Raw genomic sequence first — 13,718 nt, forward strand, 5'->3', positions numbered from 1 at the left:
GGGGGGCGCGGTTTGTGGCGCGTCTTGGTCGCCGGGGGGTGGGGGGGGGGGGGGGGCGCCCCCCCCGCGCCCCCCCCCCCCCCCCCCCACTCCGCGGTCGAGACGACCTGCTGCGGCTCGGGAAGTACTGCCGATGCGCTGCTGAGCTCCTGCCCGGCCTGGTCCAACTCCAGCGACAGCTCTACGGTGATCTTCGTATCGCTCACGGCGAGCCCGATGACGAATGCGGGGCCGTCCTCCCGACCGGGCGGAGCGCCAACGGCCCGACGCCGTCCACCTCGGTCACGCAACGAGCACAATGTCCAGGTATGCCTGCACCGGCTCGAAGAGCCCGTACGGCACGTACTCGGGGATCTCAGCGCGGGCCACCCACGCAAGGGCGTCCAGTTCGTCCGTGTCCACCACCTCGGCGATGCCGCCGACGACCTCGCAGGCCGTGTACGACATCAGCCGGCCGGTCTTCGGGTGCACCCGCTCGCCCAGGAGCTTGACGGCGGCCACACCCAGTCCGGTCTCCTCTGCGGTCTCGCGGACGGCCGCCTCCTCGGGCGACTCACCGGCCTCGATCTCACCGGCCGGGAACTGCCAGGAGAGCTGGCCCTCACTGACCCGCCGACGCACCATCAGCACACGGCCTCCGCGGACCACGATCGCGGCGGCAATTCCCGGGCGTTCCTCCGCAGTTCGCTGTCTCACGTCTGCTCCTCCAGGGCGGCCAGGATGGGGGAAATCGTATCGGCGTCGAAGAAGCGGGCCATCGAGTTTCGAGGAACCCACATCACGTCGACGTTCTCGACAGCGTCGCCGCCGGTTGGCTGACCAGCAAGGTACTCACGCAGGAACCACTCGTTGGACACTCACCCCACTTTGGCCGCCTACTGCAGACCCAGGCCCTTTCGGCAACCTGGAGTGTCTTCATTGGGCAAGCCACGTGTCGGGTTTGAAGGTGTCGGATCCCCAAGCTCGCGGCACGATCTGGTGTTACAGAGACGCGAGTTCGGCAGCTCGCTGAGCGAGTTCCGGGGCGCCGGGAATTCCGCGCCTGCTGTAGACGGCCATGGTTGAGCGCACCGTTTTCAGCTCCTTCTGGTTTCGGTCGGATGCCACGCCGTCCATGAGGTCCAGGCACTGATTCCAGAGGACGACGGCTTCCTCATGACGGTGTTGGGCGGCGACAGACTTGGCGAGGTTCGCGATGGTCAGACCGCGAACCCGCTGGTACGTCGCCGGAACGCGGTCCTCAAGTGCCCTGCGGTAGTGCCGTTCAGCGGCTCGGTGGTCCTTCATCTCGGTCAGGGTCTTGCCCGTGTGCGATGCCACGGTGGCCGCGACCGGGCCGGAGGCGGCCGCGTAGGATGGCACGCCGTCGTCGGCGGCGAGCATGGCGTCCTCGGCGGCCAAGAGTGCCCCAGCGGCATTCTTGCTCTGGCCGCTTGCTCCGTAGGCCCGGGCGGACGTCACCAGCAGCAGCGCCTCCGTCTTTCGGTCGACTTTCCCCTGGGCCCGTGAGAGCGCGGCTTCGGCCAGCTCGACGCAGTGCGTGGTCTGGTTCAGGTCGAGGGCCTGATGGGTCAGGGCTCGCATCATCCAGGCTCCATGGCCTGCGGGATCACACTCGCAGGCAAGCTGGTAGGCGAGGAGATAGAACCGCTGGGAGGCGCCCTCGCGGCCCAGATCGTGGCACTTCCATCCGACCAGCGTGGCGAGCTCGGCTGCCGCGCCGTACGCGCTCCGCCGGACCTCCTCGGACGGGAACGTGGCCTGGAGCATCGGCACCACGGCATCCGCCAGGTAGGCCGACACGGTGGACAGCCCGTGGCCGCCGCCCAGTCTCTCGTCGGCGGTCCGGAACATCTCGATGAGCTGCCGGACGGTGGAAACCTCTTCGGCTCCGGCCCTACGGCTGCTCTTCGCGGTTCGCAGGGTGGCGGCGACGGCCTGGTGGTCGTAGGTGAGCGGGAGCCCGACGGTGGCGGTGGCGAAGGCCAGGGCGAGGAGATCACGGCGGTGGAACATGACAAGTCTCCCGAGGTCGACAGCAGTTGCCAGAAGGTCAGGGGGCATGGCCTCCCCGATGGCCGGGAAGCCTAGACCGATCTCGGCGGTCGTCACCTGGCGCTTCGCCACTCTGGTCAGGGCCTCGGCGAGGTAGGCCGCAGTATTGCCGGTCGGGGTGCCGCCCCTAACCCAGGAGAGCACGGCCGACCGCGAGGTGTGCAGGGTCTCACCGGCCTCCGCCGCGACGCTGCGGACCACCTTGGCCAGGACTTCGTACGTACACCCGGCTTCCGCCATGACGGACGCCAATTGTTCGTTCGGCTGCTTATGCCCGGTCAACTCGCACCCCCAGAGCTGATCTTGAACAGATTGAACAGGCTGAGCGGGCCATCACCGTACCGCCCGAATGTGGCCGACTGTTCACTGAATGTAACAAACCCGCACCTCAGAGGAGGTTGATGCCTCATGGCCGACGAGTACCGCGACCCGCGCCTTCATGAGCTGTCCGGGGCCAGCGTTCTGGTCACCGGAGGCGGTGGCCTGGTCGGCAGCCGCATCGTCGCTCAGCTCGCCGCCTGCGGCGCCACGCCGATCGTCCTGGACCGGTTCGACGCCTACCCGCACCCGGTGCGGGACCTGTTCCAGGTGGACCGCCACAGCGCCCAGGTCCTGCTCGGCGACGTTCGCGAGCGGGCCACCGTGAAGTGGCTCACCGGCCGTGCGGACTACGTGATCCACGCCGCCGCGTACGCCGATGTCGCCGCCTGCACCCGCCGACCCGACATCGCCTTCGCCGCGAACGTGCACGGCACCCAGACCGTCCTGGACGCCGTGGCGGCCTCGACGGTGAAGCGGCTGGTCTTCGTCTCCTCCGCCTCTGTCTACGGCAACGGCACCCCCGCCGAGGACGGCGCGGCGCGGTTCACCGAGAACCAGCCGCTGACCCCGATCTCTGTGTACGCCAACACCAAGCTGTGGGGCGAGCACCAGGTGCGCCTGATGCTCGGAGGCAGCGACACCGAGTACTCGATCGTCCGGTACTTCTCGGTCTACGGCGACCCGCAGATCCCCAAGCCCGGCTCGCACTCCTGGATGGTGCCCTGGCTGGCCCTGTCCGCCCACACAAACCGGCCGATGAGGCTCAACGGTGGCGGCCACCAGGTCCGCGACATGATCCACGTCGAGGACATCGCGCACGCCACCATCCTCGCCCTCGTCATCGACCAGGCTGCCGGGCAGACCATCAACATCGGCACCGGCATCCCCACCCCGGTGCGGCGGATCGCCGAGCTGATCGCCGCCCACTACCCCGGCGCCGCGTTCGTCGAGACACCGATGCCGGAAGGCGACCCGCGCGGAGGCTGTGCCGACACCAGACGGTCCACCGATCTGCTCGGCTGGCATCCCGCCATCACCCTCACCGAGGGCATCGACCGCTACGTGCACTGGCTCAGCACCACGCCGGACGCCGTCCCGGACTGGTTCACCACTCCGATCACCGCCGCCGTCTCGGCCGCCTGAACGAAGGGACATTCACCCCATGCGCGTCGTTCTGCTCGGCGGAGCCGGATACATCGGCTCCGTCGCTTCCCACCGCCTCGTCTCGCTCGGCCACCATGTCACCGTCGTGGACGGCATGATCTACAACCGCGGGGACGACCCAGGCTGGCTCCTGCCCAGCGCCGCCACGTTCGTCCCCGGGGATCTGCGTGACCCCGAGCTGCTGGCTGGGGTCTGCGACGGCGCGAACGCCGTCGTGCACCTCGGCGGGATCGTCGGAGAGCCGGCCTGTCGGCTGGACGAGGAGCTGGCCGTCGAACTGAACTACGCCGCCCCGATGATCGCCGCCGAGGCCGCCGCCGGTGCAGGCGTCGATCAGTACGTGTTCTTCTCCTCGTGCAGCGTCTACGGCAAGCACGAAGGCACCGTGAACGAGGACACCGAGCCCAACCCGCTGGGCATCTACGCCCGGACCAAAGTCCTCACCGAACGGCATCTGCCCGACGTACTCGCCGAAGTCACCGCCTTGACGAGCCTTCGGCTGGCGACCGTCCACGGTTCCTCGCCCCGTCAGCGCCTGGACTCCGTAGTCAACTCCATGGCCTCGCGCGCCGTCGCCACCGGGCGGATCCCCCTCAACGGAGGCACTCAGCGTCGGCCCCTCGTCCACGTCGGCGACGTCGCCCGGGTGCTCGCCGGCGTCCTGGACAAGGATCTGACCGGGGCGTGGAACGTCGGCAGTGACCAGGAGAACCACACCATCACCGACATCGCCGAGACTGTGGCCGCCATCGTGCCCGGATCGAAGATCCAGCGCGGCCCGGAGCTCGACGAAGCCGACGCCCGCGACTACCGGGTGAGCTTCACCCGGCTCCAGCAGCGCCTCCCTGGCGCATGCTCCACCACCCTCAAGGACGGCGTGCAGGAGATCGCCGACCTCCTGGTGGCCCGTCAGATCGCCGACCCGGAGGAACCCCAGTACGACAACCACCAGGCCCTGGCAGCGGCCTTCACAGCAGGCAAGGTGCGGAGCGTGCGCACCCCTGAGTGCCGGCGCTACTTGGCCGAGTACACCGCCGCGTGGGGGCAGCCGTGACCGTCATCGCGCCGTTCCTGCCTTGGAACCGGCCCTCGCTCGGGCAGGAGGAGGAAGCCGAGGTCATGGACACCCTGCGCTCGGGCTGGCTCACCCACGGCCCGAAGGCCAGCCGGTTCGAGGAAGCGGTGAAGTCCGAGCTCGGCGTCGAGGACGCGTTCGCGGTCTCCTCGTGCACCGCCGCGCTGCACCTGGCCCTGCTGGCGGCCGGGGTCAAGCCGGGCGACGAGGTGATCACCCCGAGCCTGACCTTCTGCGCGGCCCCGAACGCCATCGTCCAGTGCGGCGCCAGGCCGGTGTTCACCGAGGTCGATCCGGTCACCCTTACCATCGACCCCGAGGCGGCCAAGCAGGCGATCACTTCCAGGACGAAGGCCGTCCTGGTCATGCACTACGGCGGCCAGCCCTGCGATCTCCTGGCCTTCCGCAAGCTCGCCGACGATCACGGCATGGTCCTGATCGAGGACGCCGCCCACGCTCTGCACGCCTGGCGCGACGGCCTTCGGGCGGGCAGCATCGGCGACCTAGCGACGTTCTCCTTCTACGCCAACAAGGTCATCACCTGCGGCGAAGGCGGGATGATCGTCGGCCGCGCAGACCTCGTCCAGGCCGCCCGCCTACTCGGCCGGCACGGCATCGACACCTCCGCGTGGCAGCGGCACGGCACACGGAACACCGCCGACTACGAGGTCACCGTGCCGGGCTTGAAGTACACGATGCCGGACATCACAGCCGCGGTCGGCCTCCAACAGTTCCACAAGCTGCCCGACTTCACCGCCCGCCGAGCACAGATCGCTGCCTCCTACGACCGGTCCCTCGCCGACCTGCCCGGCCTGCGGCTGCCCACCATCGCGGACGGCGTCCGGCACGGACGGTTCCTCTACCCCGTTCTGGTCGAACCGGTCGGCGGCCGGACCCGGGACACGGTGGCCGAGCTGCTCCTGAACGACCACAGGATCGGCACCAGCGTGCATTTCAAGCCGGTGCACCGCCTCGCCGCGTACCGCCTCCTGGACTGCCACTTGCCCATCACCGAGCAGATCGCCGCCCAGCAGCTCTCCCTGCCCTGCTACCCCGCGATGACAGCTGCGGACGTGCAGCGCGTCATCGACGCCCTCCATGCCATCTGGTCCTGACCCCGTGCCGGGCTGGCTGTCAGATCACCGGCGGCCGGCCCAGCCGCGTCATCCGCCACACCGTGCTCCACCGCATCGGCCGCCGCGGCGGGCATGGCACCCGAACACCCTCGAAGAACCCCGACCACCACGCCTTGAGCCCGGACATCGGCGGCCGGCGGACCAGCGTGTACAACGCCCAGGAGGTGAGGTAGACCGGCACCAGAGGGGCGGGCAGGTGGCGCTTGGCCAGCCACACCCGGTTCCGGGCCGTCATCCGGTAGTAGGCGGCGTGACGGGCCGGGTCGGTGCGGGGGTGCTGCAGCACCAGGTCGGCGCGGTAGTCAATCCGCCAGCCCGCGTCCAGCGCGCGCCAGGCAAAGTCGGTCTCCTCGTGCGCGTAGAAGAACTCGGCGGGAAACAGGCCGACCTGATCGATCACTCTCATGCGGATCGCGTGCCCGCCGCCCAGGAACGTCGTGACCGGACCGGACTGCAGCGGATCGCTCGCGCCGAAGCGGGGCACGTGGCGGCGCTGGGTGAACCCGGTCTCATCCGCGATCCGGAAGCTGACAATGCCGAGCTTCGAGTCCCGCTCGAAGGCCTCCCGGATCAGCCGGAATGTGTCGGTGCGGGGCAGCAGCCCGTCGTCATCCAGGACAACCAGCACGTCCGTGCCGCCAAGCTCGCGCAGCCGGTCGACGCCGGCGTTGCGACCCCCGGGAATGCCGAGGTTCTCCGGCAGCTCCACCGCGTCCACCCAGTCCGGCAGCTCGGGCAGCTTCACGCCCTGGCCGAGCACGACGGTCCGAACGCCGTTGTCGCCGCCGTCCTGGGCCCGTACCGACTCGAGTAGTGCCGTCAGCTCCGCAGGCCGGTTTCCCATCGTCAGCACCACCACGCCCAGCGTGACGCCCATCGCACCCGACCCTTCGAGGAACCTTCATGATCTCGCCGACACCCCGGCCTGGCCGCGGACCGTCGCTGCACGAGCTGGCCGACACCGGCCGACTACCGGACCACCAGGTGATGGACCGGCCGACGCTGGACTGGATCGCCCGCCACCGGCCCGCGGGCCCGGGTGTCCGGGCCAGACTGCCACACCGGCCGCTCCTACTGGTACCGAACGCCTCCTGGTTCGCCCGCACGCAGACGGCCGCCTCGATTCACGGCGTACGCCACGGTGCCCGGGTCGCCGTGCTCGTGCAGTTGCTCGCCGCCAGCCACGATCTCAGCCCGGGCCGAGGGCTGGCGCTCGCGGCCGCGGCGGCCTGTCACGACTGCCGGCGGCTGAACGACCACGACGATCCCGGCCACGGTCGCCGCGCCGCCGACTGGCTGACCGAGCATTCCGCGAGCCTTCAGACGATGTTCAGGACGGTGGCCACGACAGAGGCGATCACCGCAGTCGCCCTTCACGATGTGCCGCACCATGCCTTCGCCCGCGACCAGGAACGCGCCTACGAGCAGCACAAGGTGGCGGTGGACCTACTCAAGGCAGCTGACGCGCTCGACCGCTACCGGCTACCGCTGGCCCGCTGGTGGCCCGACCTCAACCGCCTGCAACTCCAAGTCCCCGCCTGGGCCCCGGTGCTCGCCCACGACCTGGTTGTGGGCAGCGAGCATGCCCACCTCGACGGCGCGACCGACACCCAGGCCCTGGAGCGTGCGCTCCAGGCCGTAATGCCCGAGTAGGAGAAGCCCCCGTGCACACCGAGTGGGACTTCGCGCACACCGACTACAACACACGTCCCGACCGACCGCTGCCGGCCGGGCTCGCCGCCTCCGAGGCCGACTGGCACCAGCGCCTCGAACAGGCCCCCAACGGGCACCTGCTGCGCGAAGACAGCAACGCCATGCTCGCCACGCTCACCGCCGGCGGCCCGGTCTACCTGCTGCACCTGACCCGTTCCCTGGACGCCATCCGCTCCAGCGGCCACCTTCTCGCGTCCACCGGCTGCCTGATCGGAGCCGTCTACGGCTCGCCCCTCACCCCGCTGCCGGGCGGCGCGCTTCGGCCTCATAACCTCGGCTCCTACCTGCTGAACGCCCGCCAGGGCCTGGCCAGCCGCCGTCACAGCACGCCCCTGGTCATCCGAGTCACCCCCGGTCACCCGGCACCGGCCAAGGGCCTGGACTACCTGCGGCTCGGCGGCATCCACCTGCGGACCTACCAGACGTACCGGCACTTTCTCACCGCAGTCGAGGACGACCAGGTACTGCAGTCTGTCGTGGACCGGGTTCGTGTCGCAGCCCCGTTCCTCGACAAACTCCTGCACAACGCCAGTGGTGGCACAACGCCGAACGAGTCGTTCATCGACGCCCTCGCCGCAACGGTCCCCGTCCTTCCCTATCTCGGGTACCTCTATTTCGAGACCGTCGCCGAATACCTGATGCTCCACTCCAGCAGCCGGGCCACCCAGGAGTACGCGGACTGCGGGGAAATGAACAACCGGCTCTACAAGGAACTCGCCTTCTCCGCCGTGGACAGCATGGGCACTCTCTTCGACCTCGGGCGGTTCTGCCCAGGCCACACCCGACTCCTCGATCTCATCGGACGCATCGAGCCCGGCCTGGCGGCGTCAGCCGCCGACTATGTCCGCCGACGCATGTCCCATCTCTTCGCCGCCACGTCCCTGACGCCCTGTCAAGAAATTTGGAATTTAACCTTCCGCGCGGCAAACCTGGACACACTGACCGAGACAGCACCACGCCTCCTCGGCCAGCTGATCTTCCGGGAGATCCGGCTCCTCGATCGCTACCCGCAGCTCTACTACCGCTTCGAGCAGGCCAAGGCCTCGGAGGCGTGGACCTACTGGAACGAGGTGGGCATCCCGACTCCGTTCAACGGCGTCACCCCAAAGGGAGAGATCGGCATCAACCCGGCCTACCCCAACGGCCGGTTCACAGTCTGGACGGCAGAGTCATGCAAGCAGGGGCTTCTCCATCCGGTTGAGCAGATCGCCGCCGCTCCAACCGCCCGGCTCGTGCCGTGGCTGGTTGCTCCCCTTCGGGACCGAACGGAGGAGGAGCGGTGGTCGAAACGCCGCGCCGCCCCGACGTGATCGGGCGACACCGGTTGATCGTGATTCCCAGGGCAAGCAACGCCGCTCGGCCCGACCTTCGAGAGAACGGAGCCTCCCATGGACGGCATCACCTTCGGCCGGGTCACCGTGACCCTGCCCCACCTGAACGAGCCCGGCCTGTACCTGTCCAACGTCGCCAGCCTGGACTCGACCCGGGGCATCGTCCAGGACTTCCAGTACGGCGACGCCGACCTGCGGGCCCTGGACCTCGCCGAGACCCGCCTCGTCACCGGCCGCGTCTCCAACCTGCGGGCCGACCGTGTGCAGCTCGACCAAGTCCGCATCGACTCCGTCGAGTTCGACACCTGCGACCTCGCCGCCGCCCGCATCGCCGACAGCAAGCTCTCCCGCGTCGTCTTCCGCAACTGCAGGATCATGGGCGCCGGACTCATCGGCGTGACCCTGGACAACGTTCTCTTCGACAACTGCAAGCTCGACTACGCGACCTTCGAGCAGATCCGCTCCACCGGCCCGGTCGCCTTCTCGAAGTGCACGTTGACCGAGGCGTCGTTCACCGGCTGCGACCTCGGCGGCGCTGTCCTCGACGCCTGCGCCCTGCGACTGACCGAGTTCGGCCGGGGCAAGTACCAAGGCCTCGACCTTCGAGGCAACGACCTCACCACCCTGCGGGGCGTCGCCAACCTCGGCAAGGTCCTCATCGACCGCACCCAGCAGACCGAACTCGCCGAAGCCCTGGTCGCCGAGCTGGACGTGACCTTCGCCGACGCCCTCGACGACCAGTGAACCCCCCCCCCACGCGGGCCGTTCCGCTGCCCGTGGTGGTGGCGGTAGCGCCGCGTCCGACCCCTATTCACGTAGGAGACTTCCATGGCTGCTGCGCCGCCACAAAGCCCCCGCCCGATCACGCCTCGGCTGCCGACCGACCCGACCTTCAACCAGGAGCTGTGCGCGCTCGTACTCGACACCGCACCCCGCCTGTTCGCCGTCGTCCAGGTCTGGGGCGAAGGCCTCCCGGACGTCGACGGGTGGGTCGTGGCCTGGGGAGTCACCGACCACAGCGGGCGAGCGCACGTGATCAGCATCGACGGGCAGGCGCGAATGACCCTCGCATCTCCCAACCGGGCCTTGCGCCATTTCGCCGGGCGACCGGGGATCACTGCACGGCTGGTTTGGCTCAAAAGGCCGAGTGCAGCCGCAATGGAACAGGCCGATGCCGCCTGACCCACCACGGTCGCCCGCCAGCCCCAGCGCGTCCTTCATCACCGGCCAGTCGTTGCACGTCTACGACAGCTGGATCCTCCACTGACCGGCGTCCCCCCGAACAGAAAGCAGACCGCCATGCAGCACCGCGTCCGCGCCGTCCTCCTCACCCCGAACGACACCACGCTGCTGATCAAACGCATCCGCCCCGGCATCGACCCGTACTGGGTGATCGTCGGCGGAAAGATCGAACCGACCGACGCCAGCCCAGAGGACGCCCTACTGCGCGAGGTCCGCGAGAAGATCGCGGGCGAGGCCGAGATCGTCAGCCTCCTCCACACCATCGAGACGGACGATGAGCGCCAGGACTTCTACCTCGCCACCATCGAGAAGTGGAACTTCGCGGACCGCACCGGCCCCGAGTTCAGCCAGGAAGGCCGAGGCGAGTACCTCTTGGAGGAGACCCCCCTCACCATCGAAGCCCTCGCCACGATCAATCTCCTGCCCCGGGAGATCACCACGGTCCTCCGCGAGACCGTCGAACGCGGGGACCTCCTCGCCGCCAGGTAGCCGCAAACCGGTGGCTGCGTCAGGGTGCCGGCCCGGGGCGGGTCCGTCCCGGGCCGCACCATTTCACACCGCGCCTTGATCACTCCGGGCCTCCAACTCTCCGTATCGATCCGGAAGTCGGCCAGCTTCGACGGTCTGGCCGCCAAGTACGGTATGAGCCACCAGCTACAGAGCATCGACGGCATCCGGCGGGACTACGGCCGCCGGCCCACTCTGAAACTTCGGTGATCAAGGAGCATGCAGGTGGCGGCCATTCAACTTGTGATCACGGATGAGCAATGGCGGGATGCCCAGACGATTTGGGACTACCACCAGATGCACCACGAGCTGCGGCCGTGCGATGCGGCGATCGGCCTCGGTAGCCACGATCTCGGCGTGCCAGTCTACGCGGCCGAGCTCTACCACGAGGGCCTCTTTCCCACCCTGGTCTTCACCGGCGGCCCCAACCCGACCCACCCGGAACGGTTCCCCCGGGGCGAGGCGGTGCACTTTCGGGAGTACGCCCTTGAGCGCGGTGTCCCGGAGTCGGCGATCCTGCTGGAGCCGAACGCCACAAATACTGGACAGAACATCAGCCTCTCACGTGAGGTGCTGGCCTCGGCCGGTCGCGACGTTCGGTCCGTGATGCTGATCGCCATGCCGTACATGGAGAGGCGCGCGTTCGCCACCTGCCGCAAGCTGTGGCCGGACGTTGAGGTGGTTTGCGCCTCGGCACCGATGGGGCTGAACGACTACGTAAAGGCCATTGGAAGCGAGAAACACGTCATCGACATGCTCGTCGGGGACATGCAGCGGGTGCTTGAGTACCCGAAACTCGGGTACGCCGTCGAGCAGGAGGTCCCGGAGGCGGCCAATGCCGCTTACGACCGGCTCTGCCGCGCCGGCTTCGACACACGACTCATCAAATCCTGACGTTCTGTCTGCCGAAGGACAGGCGATGCTCTCCAAGTCGCCCTGACGAAGGACACTCGCAGAGAATGCCTCACTCTGCGTCAAATGCCATGGTACGTTCGGCAATCCAACCGAAAACAGGTGACCCCGGCAGCGCGCCAACGCTCCGGGGTCTGGCACCAGGAGCCAAACCTCCCGATGCGGATCCATCGTAGCGCCCACGTGCGCAACTTCACCGTGCTACCCAACGCCCTACTCCAGTACCGGCGGCTGAGCTACACCGCCCGAGGCCTGCTCGCGGACCTCCTCTCCCGCCCCGACGGCTGGCGCGAGGACGGCCGCCACATGGCCGACACCAGCCCGCAGGGGCGTGGCGCCGTCCGCAAGGCGTTGAAGGAGCTGACCGAGGCCGGGTACTACCGGGTCGAGAAGATCCGGATGCCCGACGGCACGATCATCACCGAAGCCCACGTCTACGACACCCCGCACCTCACGGCTCCGCCGAGTACCACCCGTCCGGCGCCCGGTGAAGCGGCAACCGGCCCTGCTGGCAGCCCTGTTGTAAAGAACCGGCAGCAAGAACCCTCCCTCCCCACGAGCCCGGCCGACGAAAGCAACCGGGGAGGAGAGGAGGAACCACCCGAGATCCGCGAAGCGGTGGCCACTCTGTTCCGGGTGATCCGCCCCGAGACCCGGCTGCGCCTGGGCGAGGCCGAAGCCGCCGCACTCGCGCCCCTCGTCGCACAGTGGCTGCAACGCGGCGCGGCCCACGCCGACCTCGCCCAAGCCCTGCTGTCGGGCCTGCCCACCCCGGTGCACTCGGCGGCCGCGGTGCTCCGCTACCGCCTGGAGCACAAGATGCCGCCCGCCCAACCCGTTGCACGGCCACCGGCCCGGTACGCCGAGTGTGCCAAGTGCCACGACCCCGTGCCCCGACCGGGCATCTGCCGCCCGTGCGCCGGCCTGACCACCCGAACCCCCACGGCCCGCAAGGGCGCGGACGTGGCCACCGCAGGTGCCGCCCGAGTCCGAACTGCCCTTCGCTCCGCAATGACCGGCAGTCGACCTGCACAGATCGCAGCCTGAGACAGGCTCCATCACCGCCGCGGGGGGGGCGGCGGGGGGGGCCCCCCCCCGGGGCGCGCGGGCAGCGCGCCCCCCCGCCCCCCCCGGCCCGGCGCCCCCCCCCCCCCCCCGGGCGGGGGGGGGGGGGGGCCCCCCCCCCCGCGGGGGGGGGGGGGGGTGGACGGTGGGGAACGGCGGTAGAACTGCCCAACGAAGCAGATGATGCGCGGGTGTTCACCCGGTGGTGGCGGAGACGCCACTGCCCGGGACTCCACGAAGGAGTCCCGGGCAGCGGTTGACGATCGACGATCGACGGACGACCTCAGACGTTGAAGCCGAGCGCGCGCAGCTGGTCGCGGCCGTCGTCGGTGATCTTGTCCGGGCCCCACGGCGGCATCCAGACCCAGTTGATCCGCAGGTCCTGGACCAGGCCGTCGGTGGCGGTCTTGGCCTGGTCCTCGATGACGTCGGTCAGCGGGCAGGCCGCCGAGGTGAGCGTCATGTCGATGGTGGCCACGTCGGACTCGTCGATGTGGATGCCGTAGATGAGGCCCAGGTTGACGACGTCGATGCCCAGTTCGGGGTCGACGACGTCCATCAGGGCCTCGGTCAGGTCCTCGACCGAGACGGTGCCGGCGGTGGTGCCGACGATGATGATGCCGTTCGGCTGCTCCTCCGCGGCGGTGTCCGCAGCGGAGGCCGTGGCATCGGCGGTGGCGGCGGCGGTGGTGCTCTCGTCACTCATGGTCTTGTCCTCCCTCTGCAGGTTCAGTCGTTCACAACGGGGTGCTTGGCGAGCGCCTGGGCGGTGGCGTCCTTCCAGGCCATCCAGCTGAGCAGCGCGCACTTGACCCGGGCCGGGTACTTGGAGACGCCGGCGAACGCGACCGCGTCCTCCAGCACCTCCTCGTCGCCCTCGCCCTGGCCCTTGCTCTGCATCAGCTCCAGGAAGGCCTCCTGGACGGCCTGGGCCTCGCCGACGGTCTTGCCGACGACCAGCTCGTTCAGCACCGAGGCGCTGGCCTGGCTGATCGAGCAGCCCTGGGACTCGTACGAGACGTCGGCGACGGTCGCGCCGTCGAGCTTCACCCGCAGGGTGATCTCGTCGCCGCACGTCGGGTTGACGTGGTGCACCTCGGCGTCGCCGTCCCGCAGCCCCTTGCCCTTCGGGTTGCGGTAGTGGTCCAGGATGATGTCCTGGTACATCGAGTCGAGCTTCATGATCGTCCTGCCCTG

Annotated in this window: 15 protein-coding genes and 1 pseudogene; 10 read left to right on the forward strand and 6 right to left on the reverse strand. The window is 69.1% G+C overall.

Features of this window, described 5'->3' with window-relative positions:
* Positions 1-282 precede the first annotated feature (282 nt).
* The 3 genes and pseudogenes from ACFWXO_RS14300 to ACFWXO_RS14310 all read right to left on the reverse strand — a co-directional run bounded on the left by ACFWXO_RS14300 (position 283) and on the right by ACFWXO_RS14310 (position 2,337).
* Positions 283-696 (reverse strand): NUDIX hydrolase, encoded by a 414-nt coding sequence (locus tag ACFWXO_RS14300; RefSeq protein WP_380524116.1) that lies wholly within the window; start codon positions 694-696, stop codon positions 283-285.
* Positions 693-848 (reverse strand): annotated as a pseudogene (locus ACFWXO_RS14305) (NUDIX hydrolase); the annotation flags it as partial. The gene ACFWXO_RS14300 and the pseudogene ACFWXO_RS14305, both read right to left, overlap by 4 nt.
* Positions 849-981: 133 nt before the next feature.
* Complete coding sequence (locus tag ACFWXO_RS14310; protein WP_380524118.1) at positions 982-2,337, reverse strand: tetratricopeptide repeat protein; 1,356 nt, start codon at positions 2,335-2,337, stop codon at positions 982-984.
* Positions 2,338-2,463: 126 nt separating this feature from the next.
* Here ACFWXO_RS14310 and ACFWXO_RS14315 point away from each other — a divergent pair, with 126 nt between their 5' ends.
* The 3 genes from ACFWXO_RS14315 to ACFWXO_RS14325 are packed head-to-tail and all read left to right on the forward strand — an operon-like array spanning position 2,464 to position 5,730.
* A complete protein-coding gene (locus tag ACFWXO_RS14315) occupies positions 2,464-3,519 on the forward strand; it encodes an NAD-dependent epimerase/dehydratase family protein (RefSeq protein ID WP_380524120.1) in 1,056 nt (351 codons plus the stop codon).
* Between the two features lie 19 nt (positions 3,520-3,538).
* Positions 3,539-4,594, forward strand: a complete 1,056-nt coding sequence (locus ACFWXO_RS14320) for an NAD-dependent epimerase/dehydratase family protein (protein WP_380524122.1) — start codon at positions 3,539-3,541, stop codon at positions 4,592-4,594.
* A complete protein-coding gene (locus tag ACFWXO_RS14325) occupies positions 4,591-5,730 on the forward strand; it encodes a DegT/DnrJ/EryC1/StrS family aminotransferase (RefSeq protein WP_380524124.1) in 1,140 nt (379 codons plus the stop codon). The genes ACFWXO_RS14320 and ACFWXO_RS14325 overlap by 4 nt, the downstream gene beginning before the upstream one ends.
* A 19-nt stretch (positions 5,731-5,749) precedes the next feature.
* Here ACFWXO_RS14325 and ACFWXO_RS14330 read toward each other — a convergent pair whose 3' ends face one another.
* Complete coding sequence (locus ACFWXO_RS14330) at positions 5,750-6,628, reverse strand: glycosyltransferase family 2 protein (protein ID WP_380524126.1); 879 nt, start codon at positions 6,626-6,628, stop codon at positions 5,750-5,752.
* A 26-nt stretch (positions 6,629-6,654) separates the two neighbouring features.
* Here ACFWXO_RS14330 and ACFWXO_RS14335 point away from each other — a divergent pair, with 26 nt between their 5' ends.
* The 7 genes from ACFWXO_RS14335 (at position 6,655) to ACFWXO_RS14365 (ending at position 12,503) form a co-directional block, all read left to right on the forward strand.
* Positions 6,655-7,404, forward strand: coding sequence for a hypothetical protein (locus ACFWXO_RS14335; RefSeq protein WP_380524128.1), 750 nt, complete (start codon positions 6,655-6,657; stop codon positions 7,402-7,404).
* Between the two features lie 11 nt (positions 7,405-7,415).
* On the forward strand, positions 7,416-8,774 hold the full coding sequence (locus ACFWXO_RS14340; RefSeq protein WP_380524130.1) for a hypothetical protein: 1,359 nt from the start codon (positions 7,416-7,418) through the stop codon (positions 8,772-8,774).
* Between the two features lie 78 nt (positions 8,775-8,852).
* The gene (locus ACFWXO_RS14345; protein ID WP_380524132.1) at positions 8,853-9,539 is read left to right on the forward strand and encodes a pentapeptide repeat-containing protein; all 687 of its coding nucleotides are present in this window, start codon (positions 8,853-8,855) and stop codon (positions 9,537-9,539) included.
* 84 nt (positions 9,540-9,623) lie between these two features.
* On the forward strand, positions 9,624-9,977 hold the full coding sequence (locus ACFWXO_RS14350; protein ID WP_380524134.1) for a hypothetical protein: 354 nt from the start codon (positions 9,624-9,626) through the stop codon (positions 9,975-9,977).
* Between the two features lie 117 nt (positions 9,978-10,094).
* On the forward strand, positions 10,095-10,526 hold the full coding sequence (locus ACFWXO_RS14355) for an NUDIX domain-containing protein (RefSeq protein ID WP_380524137.1): 432 nt from the start codon (positions 10,095-10,097) through the stop codon (positions 10,524-10,526).
* Between the two features lie 237 nt (positions 10,527-10,763).
* Positions 10,764-11,438: a YdcF family protein gene (locus ACFWXO_RS14360; protein WP_380524139.1), complete on the forward strand. Its 675-nt coding sequence runs from the start codon at positions 10,764-10,766 to the stop codon at positions 11,436-11,438.
* Positions 11,439-11,615: 177 nt separating this feature from the next.
* Complete coding sequence (locus ACFWXO_RS14365) at positions 11,616-12,503, forward strand: hypothetical protein (protein WP_380524141.1); 888 nt, start codon at positions 11,616-11,618, stop codon at positions 12,501-12,503.
* A gap of 301 nt (positions 12,504-12,804) precedes the next feature.
* Here the strand turns inward: ACFWXO_RS14365 and ACFWXO_RS14370 are convergent, their stop codons facing one another.
* Together ACFWXO_RS14370 and sufU are read right to left on the reverse strand one after the other, a co-directional pair.
* Positions 12,805-13,137: a metal-sulfur cluster assembly factor gene (locus tag ACFWXO_RS14370; RefSeq protein WP_078860786.1), complete on the reverse strand. Its 333-nt coding sequence runs from the start codon at positions 13,135-13,137 to the stop codon at positions 12,805-12,807.
* A 113-nt stretch (positions 13,138-13,250) separates the two neighbouring features.
* On the reverse strand, positions 13,251-13,703 hold the full coding sequence (sufU, locus tag ACFWXO_RS14375; RefSeq protein ID WP_375888443.1) for a Fe-S cluster assembly sulfur transfer protein SufU: 453 nt from the start codon (positions 13,701-13,703) through the stop codon (positions 13,251-13,253).
* Positions 13,704-13,718: the final 15 nt, after the last annotated feature.

This window comes from Kitasatospora sp. NPDC059088 (genome assembly GCF_042738155.1).
GTDB lineage: Bacteria > Actinomycetota > Actinomycetes > Streptomycetales > Streptomycetaceae > Kitasatospora.